The organism is Nitrosomonas sp. Is79A3 (assembly GCF_000219585.1).
In the GTDB taxonomy this organism is placed as follows: domain Bacteria; phylum Pseudomonadota; class Gammaproteobacteria; order Burkholderiales; family Nitrosomonadaceae; genus Nitrosomonas.
In genome coordinates this window covers 3,670,371-3,689,359 of sequence record NC_015731.1, presented here as the reverse complement: position 1 = coordinate 3,689,359, position 18,989 = coordinate 3,670,371, and the positions used below count along the sequence as shown (strand labels likewise).

The 18,989-nt window shown below is 44.5% G+C and carries 15 protein-coding genes and 1 pseudogene; 4 read left to right on the top strand and 12 right to left on the bottom strand.

What is annotated here, in order from left to right:
• Positions 1 to 7: 7 nt before the first annotated feature.
• The 10 genes from bamA to fnr all read right to left on the bottom strand — a co-directional run bounded on the left by bamA (position 8) and on the right by fnr (position 10,728).
• The gene (bamA, locus tag NIT79A3_RS17175; protein WP_013967406.1) at positions 8 to 2,281 is read right to left on the bottom strand and encodes an outer membrane protein assembly factor BamA; all 2,274 of its coding nucleotides are present in this window, start codon (positions 2,279 to 2,281) and stop codon (positions 8 to 10) included.
• A 3-nt stretch (positions 2,282 to 2,284) separates the two neighbouring features.
• Positions 2,285 to 3,652: an RIP metalloprotease RseP gene (gene rseP / locus NIT79A3_RS17170; protein WP_013967405.1), complete on the bottom strand. Its 1,368-nt coding sequence runs from the start codon at positions 3,650 to 3,652 to the stop codon at positions 2,285 to 2,287.
• 111 nt (positions 3,653 to 3,763) lie between these two features.
• A complete protein-coding gene (gene ispC / locus NIT79A3_RS17165) occupies positions 3,764 to 4,951 on the bottom strand; it encodes a 1-deoxy-D-xylulose-5-phosphate reductoisomerase (protein WP_013967404.1) in 1,188 nt (395 codons plus the stop codon).
• Positions 4,951 to 5,772, bottom strand: a complete 822-nt coding sequence (locus NIT79A3_RS17160) for a phosphatidate cytidylyltransferase (RefSeq protein WP_013967403.1) — start codon at positions 5,770 to 5,772, stop codon at positions 4,951 to 4,953. The genes ispC and NIT79A3_RS17160 overlap by 1 nt, the downstream gene beginning before the upstream one ends.
• A 14-nt stretch (positions 5,773 to 5,786) precedes the next feature.
• Positions 5,787 to 6,554 carry a polyprenyl diphosphate synthase gene (uppS, locus tag NIT79A3_RS17155; protein WP_013967402.1) on the bottom strand — a complete coding sequence of 256 codons (768 nt, stop codon included), beginning with the start codon at positions 6,552 to 6,554 and terminating at the stop codon, positions 5,787 to 5,789.
• A 1-nt stretch (position 6,555) separates the two neighbouring features.
• Positions 6,556 to 7,113 carry a ribosome recycling factor gene (gene frr / locus NIT79A3_RS17150; RefSeq protein ID WP_013967401.1) on the bottom strand — a complete coding sequence of 186 codons (558 nt, stop codon included), beginning with the start codon at positions 7,111 to 7,113 and terminating at the stop codon, positions 6,556 to 6,558.
• A 49-nt stretch (positions 7,114 to 7,162) separates the two neighbouring features.
• Entirely contained in the window at positions 7,163 to 7,879 is a 717-nt protein-coding gene (pyrH, locus tag NIT79A3_RS17145) for a UMP kinase (protein ID WP_013967400.1), read from the bottom strand.
• A gap of 30 nt (positions 7,880 to 7,909) precedes the next feature.
• A complete protein-coding gene (tsf, locus tag NIT79A3_RS17140; protein WP_013967399.1) occupies positions 7,910 to 8,794 on the bottom strand; it encodes a translation elongation factor Ts in 885 nt (294 codons plus the stop codon).
• 171 nt (positions 8,795 to 8,965) lie between these two features.
• Positions 8,966 to 9,685, bottom strand: a complete 720-nt coding sequence (gene rpsB / locus NIT79A3_RS17135; protein WP_013967398.1) for a 30S ribosomal protein S2 — start codon at positions 9,683 to 9,685, stop codon at positions 8,966 to 8,968.
• A gap of 290 nt (positions 9,686 to 9,975) precedes the next feature.
• Positions 9,976 to 10,728, bottom strand: a complete 753-nt coding sequence (gene fnr, locus NIT79A3_RS17130) for a fumarate/nitrate reduction transcriptional regulator Fnr (RefSeq protein ID WP_013967397.1) — start codon at positions 10,726 to 10,728, stop codon at positions 9,976 to 9,978.
• A gap of 240 nt (positions 10,729 to 10,968) precedes the next feature.
• On the opposite strand from fnr, the gene hemN reads away from it, so the two are divergent.
• The gene (gene hemN / locus NIT79A3_RS17125) at positions 10,969 to 12,378 is read left to right on the top strand and encodes an oxygen-independent coproporphyrinogen III oxidase (RefSeq protein WP_013967396.1); all 1,410 of its coding nucleotides are present in this window, start codon (positions 10,969 to 10,971) and stop codon (positions 12,376 to 12,378) included.
• Between the two features lie 45 nt (positions 12,379 to 12,423).
• On the opposite strand, the gene NIT79A3_RS17120 is transcribed toward hemN, so the two are convergent.
• Entirely contained in the window at positions 12,424 to 12,732 is a 309-nt protein-coding gene (locus tag NIT79A3_RS17120; RefSeq protein WP_013967395.1) for a c-type cytochrome, read from the bottom strand.
• A gap of 688 nt (positions 12,733 to 13,420) precedes the next feature.
• Here NIT79A3_RS17120 and NIT79A3_RS17115 point away from each other — a divergent pair.
• The 3 genes from NIT79A3_RS17115 to NIT79A3_RS17105 all read left to right on the top strand — a co-directional run bounded on the left by NIT79A3_RS17115 (position 13,421) and on the right by NIT79A3_RS17105 (position 17,771).
• The gene (locus tag NIT79A3_RS17115; RefSeq protein WP_013967394.1) at positions 13,421 to 14,173 is read left to right on the top strand and encodes a DUF2490 domain-containing protein; all 753 of its coding nucleotides are present in this window, start codon (positions 13,421 to 13,423) and stop codon (positions 14,171 to 14,173) included.
• Positions 14,174 to 14,430: 257 nt separating this feature from the next.
• The gene (gene rapA, locus NIT79A3_RS17110; protein ID WP_013967393.1) at positions 14,431 to 17,334 is read left to right on the top strand and encodes an RNA polymerase-associated protein RapA; all 2,904 of its coding nucleotides are present in this window, start codon (positions 14,431 to 14,433) and stop codon (positions 17,332 to 17,334) included.
• Positions 17,335 to 17,468: 134 nt separating this feature from the next.
• Positions 17,469 to 17,771 carry a GIY-YIG nuclease family protein gene (locus tag NIT79A3_RS17105; RefSeq protein ID WP_041360399.1) on the top strand — a complete coding sequence of 101 codons (303 nt, stop codon included), beginning with the start codon at positions 17,469 to 17,471 and terminating at the stop codon, positions 17,769 to 17,771.
• Between the two features lie 335 nt (positions 17,772 to 18,106).
• Here the strand turns inward: NIT79A3_RS17105 and NIT79A3_RS19650 are convergent.
• Positions 18,107 to 18,982, bottom strand: a pseudogene (locus NIT79A3_RS19650) (type ISP restriction/modification enzyme).
• Between the last annotated feature and the right edge of the window lie 7 nt (positions 18,983 to 18,989).

Genomic DNA, 18,989 nt, shown 5'->3' with positions numbered 1-18,989 from the left:
ATTAAATTTAGAATTGTTGTCCAAACATAAATTGGAAAGCTTGCAATCTATCAACAGGTTGATCGTTTAAGGGTTCGGCTATACTGACTTTCAGTGGCCCCATAGGCGAAACCCAAGTGAGCGCAATACCGGCCGAATAACGCATTAAATTAAAGTCAATATTTCTTGCAAATACGGTACCGCCATCAAGGAACGCGCTTAAACGAAGTGATCTATCATCTTTCATGAAGGGAACCGGGAAGAGCACTTCGATATTACCGACTATGCGTTTGCTGCCGCCTAATGAAAGATTTCTATCATCACGGGGACCTAAGGAATTCAGATCATACCCTCTCACGGAGTTATTACCCCCGGCAAAGAAGTTTTTGAAAAAAGGGAGTGAACGTCCCGTATACCCGTCTCCATAACCAAACTCACCATTCAGCATGAGTGTAAGATTATCTGTAATGGGGTAGAACCATTTTTGATGGTAACTTATTTTATAATAATCCAAATCTCCACCGGGTACACTGACTTCACCAAATAGACGGTGCGTCGTTCCTGAAGTGGTCCAAATTGCACTGTCACGGCGATCACGCGCCCAACTGAGCGTGAGTGGAAAATTATTGGTCGACTTTCCAAATTCGGTAACGAAATCTTTGTTGCGTTGCGGGCTGTCAGCAAAAACACCTAACACTGTATTTTCTGCCGCCAGACCTAAAGATACAATATCATTTTCAGCGATCGGTATACCGAGCCGGACACCTGCACCGACAGTTTCGGTTTTGAATGTGCCAACCCGGGATAGCGGACGTGTATCCAGGTCACGTTTGTAGACATCAAACCCGAGACTGACTCCGTTCACAGTAAAATAGGGATTGGTAAATGATGCTGCATAAGTTTTGTTGATCGCACCTGTATTTACATCAAGGCTAAAAAAGTTACCGGTACCAAAAATATTGTTTTGTGAAATGGAGCCGTTCAAAATAATACCTTGACGATCTGAATAACCCGCACCAAACATGATAGATCCGGTTGGCCGCTCTTCTACTTTGACATTGACATCAACCTGATCGGTTTTATTGGGTACAGCAGGTGTTTCCACATTGACGCTATTAAAGAAGAATAATCGATCAACGCGTTGTTTGGAAATATTAATATTTTTAGTGGAATGCCAGGCACCTTCCATTTGACGAAACTCACGACGTATCACTTCATCGCGTGTACGATCATTGCCGGTTATATTGATGCGCCGGATATAGACACGCCGGCCGGGGTCAATAAAGAATGTAAATGCAGCTTGGCGGTTTTCATGATCCAACTCCGGTGCAGCATTGACATTGGCAAATGCATATCCATCATCGCCTAAGCGATCGGTAATTAATTTAACGGATTCGGTTAGTTTTTGGCGTGCAAATACCTGTCCACTTTTCAGTAATATCAGTTTACGTATTTCTTCTTCCGGCAACAGGGGTTCTCCAGCTACTTTGATATCGGAGACTGTATATTGAGCACCCTCGGTAATATTGATCGTGATATAGATATCGCGCAAGTCAGGTGTTATGGATACCTGAGTGGATTCAATATTGAATTCGAGATAACCTCGATCAAGATAATAAGATCGAAGTGTCTCTAAATCGGCTGATAGCTTCTGTTTTGAATATTGATCATTTTTGGTGAACCAGCTTAATAAGTCAGGTTTTCTGAGTACAAGTATGCCGCGCAACTCGCTATCTTTAAATTTCTCGTTACCGACAAAACTTACTTTCTTAATTCTGGCTGTCCGGCCTTCATTAATATCAAAATTAATTGCAACACGATTACGTTCCAATGGCGTAGTCGTTGTTGTGATTTTGACAGCATATTTCCCTCGGCTGATATACTGGCGCTTTAACTCCTGTTCGGCTCTATCCAAAAGCGAACGGCTGAAAATCCGGGACTCCGATATGCCGGCTTGTTTAAGACCTTCAAGCAATTTGTCTTTCTCAAATTCTTTGGCGCCATTAATACTGATTTGTGCAATAGCCGGACGTTCATCAACCTCCACGATTAGAACACCATTCTCAGATTTTAATTTTACGTCTTTGAAGAAACCGGTTGCATAGAGCGCCTTGATAGCTTCGGTTGCTTTTTCTTCATCAAGTGTATCGCCAACTTTAACAGGGAGATAGCTAAATACTGTGCCAGCTTCAGTGCGCTGTATGCCTTCGACGCGAATATCCTTAACAATGAAAGAATCGCTGGCCCAGGATGAGAAAGCATGGAAGAGGCTTACAAACGCAACAAGATACCGGAATTTCATTATCTAACCAGTAATAAGCCGATTAATATCGTTATATATGGCAAATGTCATGAGTGTAAACAGCAAGGCCAGGCCGATTTTCTGCCCGATCAAAATGGCCTGGTCGGAGAGAGGGTTTCCTCTAATTATTTCAATGAGATAATACATTAAATGCCCGCCATCGAGAATTGGGATCGGCAATAAGTTCAGAACACCGATACTGACACTGATCAGCGCCAGAAAAGCCAAATAGGATACCAATCCCATCTGCGCAGACTGGCCTGCATAGTCGGCAATTGAAATCGGTCCGCTGACATTCTTCCAAGATACATCGCCGGTAATCATTTTGGATAGCATTTGTAATGTCAGTATGGTTGTTTCCCAAGTCTTCTCAATGGCTTTCTGGAATGCTTTGCCAGGAGGATAACTGACTGTAACGAGCAATTCTTCAAATTCTGCTTGATTGACAACGGGTGCAACGCCGATCTTGCCTATTTGTTTGCCATTTTCTGTGGTTGCTTCCGGTGTGATGGCAATTATTGTCACTTGATTATTACGCAAAATTTCGAGTTCCAGAGTATGCTCCGGGTTTGTGCGTATCTGTTGCACAAAGTCCATCCAGGTGTGGATTTCAGTATCATTGACGGCTAAAATTTCATCTCCTGCTAACAAGCCAGCATGCTGACCAGCGCCATCGGCAACCACTTGCCCGATAACGGGCTTTAGAATAGGCTGATAACTATTAAGGCCAATAATTCCAAGGAAATTTCCATTGAGATTATCCGGGTCAATTTGACTTAAATCTAATTGCCGCCAATTGATCTCGCCATTTTTATTAATGGTTTGTACTTTTACGTTTGCCGATTGATCAATGGCATATCGTAATAAGGTCCAGCGAGCATCTTGCCAACTGGCTACCGGTTCATTCTCGATAGTGACAATGGTTTCACCTTGCTCAAATTTTGCATGCGCAGCAGGAGAGGCGGGTTCAATTGGGCCAAGTACCGGTTTCATTCCATTGACACCCAGAATGAAGAGTAGCCAGTATAAGACAATAGCTAGCAAAAAATTGGCAATGGGACCGGCTGCAACAATGGCAAAACGGCGTGCTACCGGTTGACGGTTAAATGCGCGAGGTAAATCTTCATGCGCTACTTTCCCTTCATTCTCATCCAGCATCTTGACATAGCCACCCAATGGAATCGCCGCAATTACCCATTCTGTTTTGTCTTTTCCCCAACGCTTGCGAAAAATCGGTTGACCAAAACCGATACAGAATCGTAATACTTTAACGCCATTCCAGCGTGCTACCAGATAATGACCAAATTCATGAAATGTAATCAGTATGCCTAAGGCAATAATGAAAGAAATGATTGTATAAGCTATTGTCATATCAGGTCAGGGTGTGTAAGAAGTGCACTGAGGGGAAGGTTTTATCTGCACGATACTCTCATTAATTAAGAAAAATTGAATCTTGTCATGGTGAGCGGTTTCCTGACTTTTTTACTGCAGATTTGCAAGCCACTCTCGCGCAACGTCACGAGCCAATGCATCTGTTCTCAATACATCATCCAGTGTTGCCATATCTTCTTGTTGTACTGTTTGCATAACATGTTCAATCATAGCCGGGATAGCTGTAAATTTCATGCGCACTTTAAGAAAGGATTCTACAGCAATCTCATTTGCGGCATTGAGAACTGCAGGCATATTCCCGCCCGCGGCAAGCGCTTGGTAGGCTAATCCCAGGCATGGGAATCTTTCAAAATCAGGTTCTTCAAAATCAAGATGCGCCACTTTGAACATATCTAAAGCGGATACTCCGCTTGCTATCCGATCGGGATAACCCATCGCGTGCGCAATCGGCGTACGCATATCAGGGTTGCCCAATTGCGCTATGACTGAACCATCGACATAGGCAACCATCGAGTGGATTACACTTTGGGGATGAATTACAACCTGAATATTGTCCGGAGGTGCGTCAAACAACCAATGCGCTTCAATTACTTCCAATCCTTTATTCATCATGGTGGCAGAATCAACAGAAATTTTTTGCCCCATATCCCAATTCGGATGCGCACAAGCCTGTTCTGGAGTCACTTTCTCTAACGATGCTAACGGCGCGCATCGAAATGGTCCGCCCGAAGCAGTGAGCAGTATGCGGCTGATGCCTGCCGCAGCCAAGTTACCATTGAAATGATGCGGCAGAGATTGATAAATCGCATTATGCTCGCTATCAATGGGCAGCAGTGTGGCGTTGTGCTTTTTTACCAGATCTATGAAAATACGCCCGGCCATAACCAGAGTTTCTTTATTGGCGAGCAATACAAGTTTTCCGGTTCGAGCCGCTGCAAAGGTTGGACGGATACCGGCAGCTCCAACAATTGCTGCCATCACAGCATCCACTTCTGGAAGAGAAGCTACCCTTTCCAATGACTCAATACCAGATAATACTTCCGTATCTATCCTGGCTGCTTGAATTGCGCTGGTCAATTGCTCCGCACTTTTCATATCCAGCATTACCGCATAACGCGGCTGGAAGCGTTGGCATTGTGACAACATTTTTTCAACATTTTTATTGGCTGTTAGCGCAAATGCCTGAAAACGGTCAGGATGGCGTGCTATGACATCCAGTGTGCTCTCTCCAATGCTGCCGGTGGAGCCGAGTATAGTTATTTGGCGGATGGTTTTCATTAAGCGGGCGAATAAAAAATAAGTAAAGCCAATATGGCGAATGGCAGTGAAGAAGTCAAAGCATCGATCCGATCCAATATTCCACCATGCCCTGGCAAAATATTTCCGCTATCCTTCACATTAGCATGACGTTTTATCAATGATTCGTACAAATCGCCAATGATACCCAATATGGCCATAAATAACAGCAAGGGTATCAACGTTAAAGCTAAAGATTCTTCATTAAGCCAATAATCCCAAACCAAGCCATAAACCAATACCGCAATTAAAGCACCGGCTACACCCTCCCAAGTTTTATTCGGACTAATAGTGGGTGCAAGTTTGTGCTTGCCAAACGATCGTCCGGTAAAATAAGCGGCGGTATCCGAGATCCAAATGGTCGCCATAAAACCTAGTAAAAGCAATGGGCTGATAGTGCGTAACTGATAGAGAGCAAGACAGGTTGGTAGCAACAGTATCCAGCCGATTAGCATCCAGATGTATGGGTTTTTAACAACATAGAGTTGCTTAAGATATAGCGGTGCACCTACTAGCCAAAATGCAGCCGACAAAATATATACCCACATTGGATCTGACGAATAGGCATCGATTTTTACTGATTCACTTAATTGAAACAATAATTCTCCACCCACCAAAGCCGTGAGTAACATAAAAAGTATCGTCTTTCTGACAGAAAGTCTGGCTAATTGACTCCATTCGCGGGAACCGATAACCGCTAGTGCGAGTAAGAAAGTAGCCCAAAAAATGTTTTGCAGGAAAAATAATGCCGAGAGAAATAAAGGCAATACTACAATTGCAGTGAGGATGCGGGCTTTAAGCATTTAAAATAATCTTCTTAACCTTTAGCAGATATTGCCATTTGAAGTTGCTCGCTCGTGCGACCAAACCGGCGTTCCCGCTGCTGATACGATTGAATAGCTAACTCAAGTTCATGCTCGTCAAAGTCAGGCCATAGTGTATTGGTGAAATACAATTCAGTATAAGCAAGCTGCCATAATAAAAAATTACTGATCCGACACTCTCCACCCGTGCGAATAAATAAATCCGGCTCAGGAGCATAGCTCATGGAGAGATATTGCGCCAGATTTTCTTCTTCAAAGTTAAGTGGCAAGCTCGCTGATTGAGCCATCATTTTTTGCATGGCTTGCATGATATCCCAGCGGCCGCCGTAGTTGGCCGCAATAGTAAATGTAAGACGTGTATTATTGGCAGTTAGTTGCTCGCCGATCTGAATGAATTCTATGATTTTAGGCTCAAACTTGGATAAATCACCGATTACTTTAAAACAAATGCCATTTTCATGTAGCTTAGTAATTTCTTGTTCTAAAGCACCAAGAAAAAGTTGCATCAAAGAGGCAATTTCATCAGTAGGGCGGCGCCAGTTTTCACTGCTAAAAGCGAATAAAGTGAGGTAAGAAATGTTGCGTTCTATGCAAGCTTTTATCACACCACGCACCGTTTCAACCCCTTGTTTATGTCCGGCAATACGGGGCATATAGCGGTTTTGAGCCCAACGGCCATTACCATCCATGATAATGGCGATATGATCCGGTATTGATCCTGTTTCAGGTATTTCTCGGGTTGAACTCGGGCCTTGAGGCATATCAAACAGCCATCAATTCGGCTTCCTTAACTTGTAAAACTTTATCGATCTCGGTGATATAGCGGTCAGTAAGCTTCTGAATCTCGTCCTGGCCACGGCGTTCATCATCTTCAGAAATTTCTTTGGACTTTAATAATTCTTTCAAGTGTGCATTCGCATCGCGGCGAATATTGCGCATCGCAACACGGACGGCTTCTGCTTCATGTTTTACCACTTTGATAAGATCACGTCGCCGCTCTTCAGTGAGAGCCGGCATTGGCACGCGAATTGTTTCACCAACCGGCATCGGATTTAAACCCAGGTCAGATTCACGAATCGCTTTTTCAACTGCATTGGCTATTTTCTTTTCCCAAGGGATAACGCCAATCGTGCGTGCATCAATTAGATTGATATTTGCTAATTGGTTAATTGGAGTTTGCGCACCGTAATAATCTACTGTGATATGATCCAATAGGCCAGTATGAGCCCGGCCACTTCTGACTTTACTCAAATCTACTTTTAATGCTTCCAGGCTTTTTTGCATTTTCAGTTCAGCAGACTTTTTTACATCGGCAATCATAATATCCATTCCTTTTGCATCTATTTTCAGGAAGCTAACTATATTTGAATCAGACAGTTACCAAGGTCCCTTCCTCTTCTCCCATTATTATACGTTTTAGAGCCCCGGCTTTGAAAATACTAAATACATTTAATGGTAATTTCTGATCACGGCATAATGTTAATGCCGTTGCATCCATTACTTGTAAATTCTTGGAGATAGCTTCATCAAAAGATAATTTCTGGAAACGAGTCGCATCAGAATCAATTTTCGGGTCACTGGTATAAATGCCATCCACCTTTGTTGCTTTAAGCATGATATCCACATTCATTTCCATGCCACGTAGAGCAGCTGCGGTATCGGTAGTAAAAAAAGGATTTCCGGTTCCTGCTGCAAAAATCACAATCCTGCCGTCTTTTAGATAACGCATTGCTCGTCCGCGGATATAAGGCTCTACCACTTGTTCAATTCGCAAAGCAGATTGAATGCGCGGTACCAGTCCAACCAGTTTCATGGCATCTTGCAGTGCCAAAGCATTCATCACGGTGGCTAACATACCCATATAATCAGCGGTAACGCGTTCAAGTCCGTCGTTAGCTGATTTCATACCGCGAAAGATATTCCCGCCACCTACAACAATGGCAATTTCAACGCCCAGTTTGCTAATTTCTTCAATTTCAGCAACAATTCTTCCCATTACGGTATGGTTAATGCCATACTGGTCTTCACCCATCAGAGCTTCACCGGATAGCTTTAGCAAAATACGTTTATAAGTAACGGTGGTCATTGATTGTATTTTAGGTTGTGGAAGCTTGTTTTATTTGGCCTGTTCCATCTGTGCTTTTACTTCTTCTGCAAAATTTTCAGATTTCTTTTCAATTCCTTCGCCGACAACAAACATTGTAAAACCATTTACTTTGGCAGATTTCTTTGCCAATAATTTTTCTATAGTAAGTTCCGGATCTTTAACGAAGGGCTGGCCTAATAAGGTTATTTCGGCAAGATATTTTGCAATGCGGCCATCAACCATTTTCTCAATAATATTTGCTGGTTTCCCGCTTTCAGCAGCCTGAGCTGTGAAAATCTGGCGTTCATGTGCCAATACATCTGCAGATACCTGTTCTTGTGATACACACATAGGCTTACTTGCGGCAATATGCATAGCTATATCCTTGCCTAACGTTTCATCACCACCGCTATAATCTACCATCACACCAATCTTGGTTCCATGGAGATAATAGGCCAGCCGGCCCTTTGTAGCATGACGCCCGCAACGGCGGATACTGATGTTCTCGCCCAATTTCATGATCAACGCTTTACGAACTGTCTCAACAGTTTCGCCACTTGATAACGACGCATCGCTGAGTGCCGTAATTTCGGTCAAGTTTTTTGTTGCGATAAGCTCAGCCAGTTTCTTGGAAAAATCAATAATGTCCTCGTTCCTGGCAACGAAATCTGTCTCGCAATTAACTTCAACCAGCGCACCGCATTGACCATCCGCCGAGACATAGGCACCGATTACACCTTCGGCTGCGATCCGTCCGGCCGCCTTGCTTGCCTTCGCACCGCTTTTGATTCTTAACAGATCTTCAGCCGCTTTCATATCACCGTCAGTCTCTGTCAAGGCCTTTTTGCATTCCATCATGCCAAGCCCAGTCATCTCGCGCAATTCTTTTACCATGCTTGCGGTAATATCCGCCATATTTACTCCAGGTACAAAATTTAGTTTATGAATAGGATATAGATATTTTTTAAAACGAAGATGCGCTTATCGTAGAGGCTTTTTGTATAATAATCAGATAAATTATATATTTAACTGATTATTAATCTATAGCTGCCAGTATGCCAATACAAACGCAGAATGATCCTAGTTTTATTCGGCTTCCGCACTCATTTCAACAATTTCCTGAATAGACTGATTACGTCCTTCCAGAACAGCATCGGCTACGCCACGAGCATATAAACGTATTGCCCGGCTTGAATCATCATTTCCAGGAATCAGGTATTGCAAACCATCTGGATTATGATTGGTGTCGATAACACCAATTACCGGAATGCCAAGCTTCTTGGCTTCTGTAATAGCGCCTTTCTGATATCCAACATCTATTACAAATAACGCATCCGGCAGCCCTTTCATATCTTTAATGCCACCTAAACTGCTATTGAGCTTATCCAATTCTCGATGAAGATCAAGTGCTTCTTTTTTTACAAGCTTATCCAATGTTCCGTCTTGAACCATTGTTTCCATATCTTGTAAGCGCTTAATAGATTGTTTGATGGTTTTAAAATTAGTTAGCATTCCACCTAGCCAGCGTTGATCCACATAGGGGGATCCGCATCGCGTTGCTTCCTCGCGCACAATATCGCGTGCTTGCCGTTTGGTGCCAACAAATAAGATAACCCCTTTGTTTGCTGATAATTGGCGTACGTATTTCATGGCCTCTTCATACATCACCAGGGTCTTTTCTAGATTGATGATATGGATTTTATTTCGATGGCCATAGATATAGGGCGCCATCTTCGGATTCCAGAAGCGTGTTTGATGCCCAAAATGAACACCTGCTTCCAGCATTTGACGCATAGTTACTGACATTAATTATTTCTCCATTAGGATTGAGCCTCCATTCATCTCACAGCCTCTTTACATTGCGTTTAGAGCTTTTAGACAAATGTGCGTATTTAATTTGACCTGCATATCATGCACTCTCAAGTAGATAGTCAAATTATCTTTATATTATAGCACTTTCTTATGCTTACTCAAGCTGACAAGAAACTGGGTAAAGAGATGCGGATGATGTTTGTATTGTGAGGAAGTATGTTTCTGCTGTAATACCGGGCGTGATCGAAGGCGATTATTATGGTTTCGGACGGTGTTGGCAATTTTCAAGTAGCACAGGATGAGTTTCCCATTTTCATTCTTAAGCGGGCAATATCGTTTATTTGGATATGTTTATTATCAACGGTAATAATATTTTCATCTTGCAGTTTAGAGAAAGCACGGCTAACGGTTTCTAGCTTAAGGCCAAGATAGCTGCCAATTTCTTCGCGAGTCATGCGTAGATTGAAATCGGACTCGGAATAACCGCGCACTAGAAAGCGGCGCGATAAATTCAGCAGAAAAGTTGCTAAGCGTTCTTCAGCTTTCATGCTGCCTAATAACAGCATAACGCCATGATCCCGCACTATTTCACGACTCATAATTTTATGAAAATGGCGCATAAGGGATGGAATAACGCGGCTAATTTCTTCTAATTTCGCAAAGGGAATTTCACATACTTCGCTATCTTCAAGAGCAATAGCATCACATGTATGCGTGTCAGTGCTGATGGCATCCAAACCGAGCAATTCTCCAGTCATATGAAAACCAGTAACTTGCTGCCGTCCATCTTGTTCAAGTACGCAGGTCTTTAGAAATCCGCTACGAATTGCAAATAGCGATTGGAACTTTGCGCCTGTGCGATGCAGGTACCCGCCTCGCTGAATCTTACGTTTATGACTGACTACATCTCCAAGAACCTGAATTTCATGATCATTAAGACCAACCGGTAAACATAATTCACGCAAACTACAAGAGGCACAGCTTGACCTTATGTGTGAGATATCAAGATGATTATGTAGTGAGGTATCGTGAAGCAAAGTATTTTCCAAATATAGGGAATTACATTTGTAGAGAATTACATTTCAACGCCTTGATTGATCTGAATCAAAATCTATAATTTGGATTCAATTACAATTTTACCGGTATTATCAATAAGTGGATATTCTTTTTTGAAATTGCATTGTTAAAAAATGTGTGATTGAGTGGGGTGGTCGGCGCTTGATGTTATTTCAATGCAATTTTCTTTTGGTTACATTCTTCACAAAGTGAGATTCCCGGTGCATCCATTGTTTTTTTCCGGCCTATCTTCTGATTCGCTTGCAATCAATTCAGATCTTATTCGCCGTTTTGGAGGCCATTATTCTGACTATCGTCTGTATCCGGGCGCAGATTATTTTGTTGAAGCATTTGATGCGCATACCTATTCATCTTGGTTGGGCAATCGCAAATCCGGACACTTTCGCCGACCCTTATCGTTATATGTGCATATTCCATTTTGCACTTCTTTATGTTTTTATTGCCATTTTAATCAGATCATTCCCGATGATGATGACATAAAAATATATCTTGATTACTTGGTACGCGAAATAAGACTTCAAGGGCAATTTCTCAAAGACGACCCGAAGGTTGAGCAATTATATTTTGGGGGAGGTACCCCGACTCTCCTGAGTGCTGCTCAGTTAAGGGACATTATGAAAGAAGTCCGCCAAAATTTTAATTTGGTAGAAGAGGGAGAATATTGCATAGAGATCGATTCACGGCAAATTACGCATGTTTCGCTGCAGTCATTGAAAGAAATGGGATTTAATTGCGCAATTATTGGTGTTCAGGACTTTGATCATCTGGTGCAGCAATCCTTACAACGCTTGCAAACAGAAGATACCACGTTGTGTGCTATACGTAACGCGCAACATGCCGGTTTTAAAACGGTCCGAATTGAACTGATTTACGGATTACCAAAACAAACTGTAAAGAAGTTTGAATACACCTTGGGAAGAATCATTTCTGCGTGTCCAAATCAAATAAATTTATTAAATTATCTGCACTTGCCAGAAAAATTCAAACCCCAGCGAAATATCAATCAAGAAGATTTGCCCGATACAGAAACCCGGCTTGAGATGCTATTGTTTGCAATTGCGCGATTAACTGATGCCGGTTATAGCCATATTGGCATGAATCTTTTTGCCAAGCGCGACGATCAATTGATCATAGCGCAGCGGCAAGGTGGACTTCATTATGGTTTGCAAGGATATTCGGTTCATCCTGATGGTGATCGTATTGCATTAGGTATATCTGGAATTGGATGCATTGGTCCAACCTTTAATCAGAATCATTGTGATCTTTTGCAATACTACGACAGGTTAGAACGCAATATACTTCCTATTTTACGTGGCATTGAATTAAGTGCCGATGATCTGATACGGCGTTCCGTCATGCAAGCACTGATTTGCCATTCAGTGCTCTCATTTGAATCAGTAGAAATTTATTTTCCAATTGAGTTCAAGCACTATTTTGCAACAGAGCTAACAGAGCTTTTATTGTATGAGCAAGCTGGTTTGATTACGTTAGATGATGACGAGATTATTGTGACAGCTATGGGGCAGCTACTACTGAGCAGTATTTGCAGAGTTTTTGATAAATATTTGCGTGCTAATCAACAGCGCAGAAATAACTCGATGCTCCTATAAATTTATTTTGCGTGGGAATTCGCTGGGATTCCCACGCAAAATAAATTATTTGACTTCGCTGTTGGTTAAAACATATTCAGCTAAACGATCCGCAGCCTCGCCCTGAATATTCTTGAATGCGGGCATTCTCATACTTCCCGATTGAAATTTCTTGATAATCGCATCCTTATTGGCAACTTTCTCACTGAGTATCATGGCAACGTTTGCACTTAAAGGTTTATGGCATTCGGTACAAGCCGTGCTAAAGATCTGTTCACCAGATGCACCAGCGGGCGGACTATAGTCTTTACTAGCGCCACAACCGGCTAATATAAGTAGCGCCGATATTGTTAATGCAAAATTTAATTTTTTCATTTTCTAACTCCAGTTCGTTTTAGTTCAAATAATATCGAGAATGATCTCGACCCAAGATCTATATATAAATTGTTATTTAAAAAATTTTCATCAGACTTCACGGTCATGAAGCTTAACATATCCAGTATCATGATAACTTGTCAAACAAATGTTTTTTAAAATCTATTAATCAGTACGGATTGATTTCTTATATTCATCATCTATAAGAGACGCTCGGTATTGTTCCTAAATTCAACAAAATCGCAGCCATCATAAAATTGAATCTTCTTCAATAATCAAGGAATTTTTAGCTAAAAAAACAACACTGGCTGTTATTTTTTTGATACCGTTCTTTTTCTTTACAATTTCTTAACATTTGGCATGCTAGTGTGCGCGCTGGAGTAATAAAAAATGATCAGAGTTTTTAAATTCTTAATTTAGGTTCTTAAATCTTAATTAGAATTAGCTGCAATGACACTGCTCATGACAGCTGTTTTTCTTAACACTTTCTTGACAATTGCTATGCTAATGTGCGCGGCAGTGTAATAAGAACGATATCGATTTATTAGTGAAAGAATGGCGTGTTATTTTGAAAAGATAGAGCAAGCGGCTGCTAGCATTCAATACCTATGTGAGTCGCTGCATGTTGTATTCAGAATAAATTTAACTAACTGTTTACAGAATCAAATTATTTTGGAAAGGAGATTGTATGTTTAAGAAAATAAACAAATTTATTTTATTGGCAGCGCTTGGTTTGGTTTTTAGTAGTCCAGTCGCTGCTGAAGATTATGTAAATGACTTCCAGTTTTGGGGAAATGTGACAGCACTAGGTAATTTTGGTGCACTGAATCCAAATAATCCTGAATTAAAAAGATTCAGATGGTGGGCTGAAGGGCAAGGTCGTTTTGGTAATGATGCTTCTCAGTTTACTCAGTCCCTGATACGTCCCGGTTTAGGTTATGCGATAACCGATAAAATAGTCGTGTGGGCAGGTTACGCTTGGGCGCCAACATGTGAACCTATCCAGCGCGTTGGTTGTTTTAATGAACATCGACTCTGGCAACAAGTAACGTGGGCTGATAATTTTTCATTCGGCAGATTATCAGCGCGTAGCCGTTTTGAGGAACGTTTTTTCGACGAAAGGGTTCCAGATCCAGGTCACAACGATGTTGCTTATCGCTTTCGTCAGTTAGTAAAACTGGCAGTTCCTATGCCTTTTATATCGCCTAACGTGAGTTTTATCATACAAGATGAGTTATTCATTGCTATGAATACCCCTCACGCTGGCTGGATTACTAACGGTTTTGATCAAAACAGGTTTTTTACGGGGATAGCTTATAAATTTAATCCAATAGTTACTGCTGAACTTGGCTATATGAATCAATATATCAACAGACCGCATGCTCCACGTCCTGATCAAATGATGCATATTCTGGGGGCTAATTTGTTCCTAAATTTCTAATGTAATAATTGTTAATGTGCTGTTTGTTTGGCACACAGTTTGATATTTTTTGTAGCCGGTTAATTTCTTTAATTTAATTAAGGAAATTAACCGGCTTTAATTTTTCCAATATTCCCCACTGTTATAAATGCAGGTATTTTTAAGCAGATGATGCACTTTTTGATTACCTTCACTGAATCTCATCCGATTCAAGAAATAGTAATATTTCTCACCATTTTCTATTACTATACTGCTCCTTTCTGATCACAAATTAATACATGCACGATTTTAAGCCCGGTCAGCGTTGGATTTGTGATGCTGATTTGCAATTGGGTCTTGGTACTGTTCAAACTGTTGAACACAGAATTGTCAGTATCAGTTTTAAGGCTGTCGGTGAAACCCGTTCTTATGCCAAACTTTCCGCACCGCTGACGCGTGTTATTTTCAAAGCAGGAGATATCATCAGCAGCCATGATGGTATTGCATTGAAGGTTATTCATATCAAGGAGCGTGATGGTTTAATTGTCTACCTGGGTGAGCGCGAAGGGGGAGGCCGGGTTGAGCTGGCTGAAGAACAATTAGCGCATCACCTGCAACTGAACCGCCCATCGGAACGTTTGTTTGCGGGTCAATTTGATCGAGATAAATGGTTCCAGATACGCTATCAATCTTTGTTGATACGCAACCAACTGGCAAACAAACCGCTGTATGGGTTGGTAGGTACCCGCACCAGTCTGATTCCGCACCAACTGTATATCGCCCACGAGGTGGGCCGTCGCTTTGCGCCGCGCGTGTTGCTGGCCGACGAAGTCGGGCTGGGAAAAACCATTGAGGCTGGTCTGATTTTGCACCAGCAATTGCTGACCGAGCGTGCCGAACGTTTGCTCATCGTAGTTCCGGAAACCTTGATTCACCAATGGCTGGTGGAAATGTTGCGGCGTTTCAATCTGCAATTCAGTATTTTTGACGAAGCGCGCTGTTTGTCTCTGGAAGAAAGCGACGAAGACGAAGAAGACGGAAAAGATCAGCAAGGCGAAAATCCTTTTCAAAGCGAGCAATTGGTGCTGTGCAGCCAGAATTTTTTGCGGCAAAATCCGAAGCGCTTTCAGCAAGCGCTGGAAGGCCGCTGGGATTTGCTGGTGGTCGACGAAGCGCATCATTTGCACTGGTCGCCACAAGCCGCCAGCCCGCAATACACCATGATTGAGCAACTGGCCATGCGCACGCGGGGGGTGCTGCTATTGACCGCGACCCCGGAGCAATTGGGTAAAGCCAGCCACTACGCCCGCCTGCGTCTGCTCGACCCGCACCGTTTCAGCAGTTTTTCCGAGTTTATCACCGAGGAGCAATCCTACGAACCGATCGCCCAAGCGGTCGAAGCCTTGCTCGAAGGCCAGGCATTGAACGATGACACTCGCCAACTCATCGCGGACATGCTCGATCCAACCCAAGCGCAAACATTGCTGGCGGAGCTGCAAAACCAGAAAGCCCGGAATAAACTCGCGGAATTATTGCTCGACCGGCACGGCACCGGGCGCATCCTGTTTCGCAACACGCGCGTGGCGGTCAAAGGGTTTCCCGAACGCAAGCTGGTGGCCAGTCCGCTGCCGTTACCGGCGGAATACCTGCCAAGCTTGGTGACGTTTGAAACCACGCCGTTATCCAAGCCGCAATTGCTGTTATGCCCTGAATTGATCTACCAAGTACGATGCGAAGAAGATCAACCGTACTGGACCGAAATCGACCCGCGCGTGAACTGGCTGATTGCCACGCTCAAACGAGTGAAACCGGAAAAAGTGCTGGTCATCGCCGCCAACGCGCAAACCGCGCGCGATTTGGCGCAAGCGATGAAACAATCGACCGGGCAATTTATCCCGGTATTCCACGAAAGCATGAGTTTGATTGAGCGCGACCGCGCCGCAGCGTTCTTTGCCGATAAAGAAACCGGCGGGCAGGTGCTGATCTGCTCGGAAATCGGCAGTGAAGGCCGCAATTTCCAGTTTGCGCATCATCTGGTGCTGTTCGATCTGCCGCTCAATCCCGATTTGCTAGAACAGCGCATTGGCCGCCTGGATCGCATTGGTCAGACGGAAACCATCCAAATCCATGTGCCCTATCTGGAAAACACCGCCTTGGCGGTGATGTTCCATTGGTACCATGAGGGTTTGAATGCGTTCGAGAAAACTTGTCCGGCCGGTCAAACCGTCTTTTCGCAGGTGGAAGACGCGCTCATCGCTGCGCTTCACCAGCGCCAAACCCACGGAAACACGCTGTCAGATCTGATCGCTGCCACGCAATCGGCTAATCAGGCATTGAATGAGGCATTGGATCGCGGGCGCGATAAATTGCTGGAATATAATTCTTTCCGTCCCGCCGTTGCGGAAAAACTCTATCAAGAAGCGCGCGCTCAGGGCGATGATCCCGCACTGCCGCGCTATATGGAAACGGTGTTTGACTGTTGCGGCGTGCATATCGAAGATCACCGTGCCGGTAGTTTTTTGATCGAACCGAGCGAACACATGAGCATGCCGTTTCCCGGTTTAATGGACGAAGGCTCGGTGATTACGTATGCCAGAAACGTTGCACTGGCCAATGAAGACATGTATTTCCTGACGTGGGAACATCCGATGGTGATCCACGCGATGGAACGAATCCTGAATCATGAAACCGGTAACGCGGTGGTCGCCGCACTGAAACACAAAAAAGTGCAGCCGGGCACCTTGCTGCTGGAAACGCTGTTCGTGCTCGAAGCAAGCGGACAAAACGTACAACAAAGCAACCGCTACCTGCCACCCGCGGTAATTCGCATTTTGCTGGATGAGCAAGGCAATGGTAATAATCCGTACCTCGACCACAATGCGATCAATCAACACCTGCAACCGGTCGCGACCGGCATTGCTAAGCAAGTGATTCAACTCAAAGAAGACGCGATCCGCGAGCTACTGACCGCGAGCGAGCAACAAGCCAGCGCGCAAGCGCCGCAACTTATCGCCCAAGCCGAAGCGCGCATCCAACAAACCTTCACCCCGGAAATCGAGCGTCTTAAAGCCTTGCAACAGGTGAACCCGAACGTGCGCGACGAAGAAATTCAATTCTTTGAACAACAACTGCAGCAACTGACCGGTGCACTGAAATCCAGCAACCTGCGGCTCGATGCCGTGCGGGTGATTGTGGCAACGTGAATTCACCGGGAAGCGTATCTGTTTTTTTTGACGCATCATCAGGAACCGGCAGTGCAAAAGAAGCAACATCAAAAACGGGATTCCCGCTTTCGCGGGAATGACGCGAGGGCCGGTAATGCTCGCGAGAAGGCGGCATGATGGCTCCGGCCGTGTATTTGTTGGCCAGTCAAAGAAACGGGACGCTCTACATTGGTGTGACATCGAACCTGATCCAGCGCATTTGGCAGCATCGCGAAGGTTTGGCGGAAGGTTTTACCAAAAAATACGGGGTTAAAACCCTGGTCTGGTATGAACAGCACGCTACGATGGAAAGCGCCATTGCCCGGGAAAAGGCATTGAAAAAATGGAACCGCGCCTGGAAATTGAGACTGATTGAAGAAACCAATCCGCAGTGGCGGGATCTTTGGCCGGAAATAAACGGAGAGACGGAACCTTAAGGAAACTCTGAATAACTCATGTTTGTCATTCCGAACAAAGTGAGGAATCTTTGTGAATCAACGTGATAGATTTCTTGCTACGCTCGAAATGACAGTTATTCAGAGTTTCGTTAACCTCTCCGTCCTTCTACTGCAATATTTCATCACCCCCCACACCTCTACAACCCATTATCCCCCACACCCCTACAACCCGCCATGCACCCGCACCGCTACAACTCGTCATCTCCGCACACATACCTCGTCATCCCCGCGAAGGCGGGGATCCAGAACCACCGAACGTCCTCCCCGACTGGATTCCCGCCTGCGCGGGAATGACGGAGAGAAAAGTGGCTGCCTCAATCGCTGGCAATTTCCAGTGGCGGCAGGGCGTTGACGATCTTCATCGTTTCCAGACTCACGGTCACTACGCGCATGAACAATTCCAACGGATAGCGCGGGTTGTGCATCGTTTCAATCGCCCAGTCGTTGGCGTCGTTGACAATGCCGCTGTCCTTGTCGGTTTTCACGCATTGGCGCTCCACCACCCAATCCAGCGCGGGCTTGCCGTTCACGATGTAGTCGTAGGCTTCGGGCGGGATGCCGCTGACGGTGATGTGCGCGTTGTAGATCAGCCGGGTCAGGTCTTTTTTGCCATCGGTTTTCGGCACTTTCATCTTTTCCACGCGCCAAAAACCCTCCCGCTCGTCATTCCCGCGCAGGCGGGAATCCAGCGGCTTGGGATCGCCAAGATTGAACACCTTCCCATCGGCGCCCAGCACCTTGGCGCCCTAATATATCGGCACGGTTTCGTAGTTCAGGTGCAGCTCGGCCAGCTTACGCCCGGCTTGTGAGAACACCCAAAAACCGGCGGCGGTTTTCACGCACGGGATGCGCGGCAGTTCCTTGCTCAGGTTGTCGGCATATTTATCGCGATAGTCCGGTGAGTGCAGCAGGCCATAGACGTAATAGAACACATCCTCCTTGCTGATGGTTTCACCCGGATAGGCGGATTGGAAATGCGCCAGTCCTTCGTCGGTGATGGCATCGCGGCGCACATATCCGTCATTCCCACGCATATACCCGTCATTCCCGCGCCCATCATCGTCATTCCCGCGCAGGCGGGAATCCAGTGGTTTTGCTTCGCCCCAGTCCAGCATGGATTGGGTTCCCGCCTGCGCGGGAACGACGGGATCGTAGAGGTACAGAGGGAAGCATTGTGCTCCTGCTTCCATAGAATTT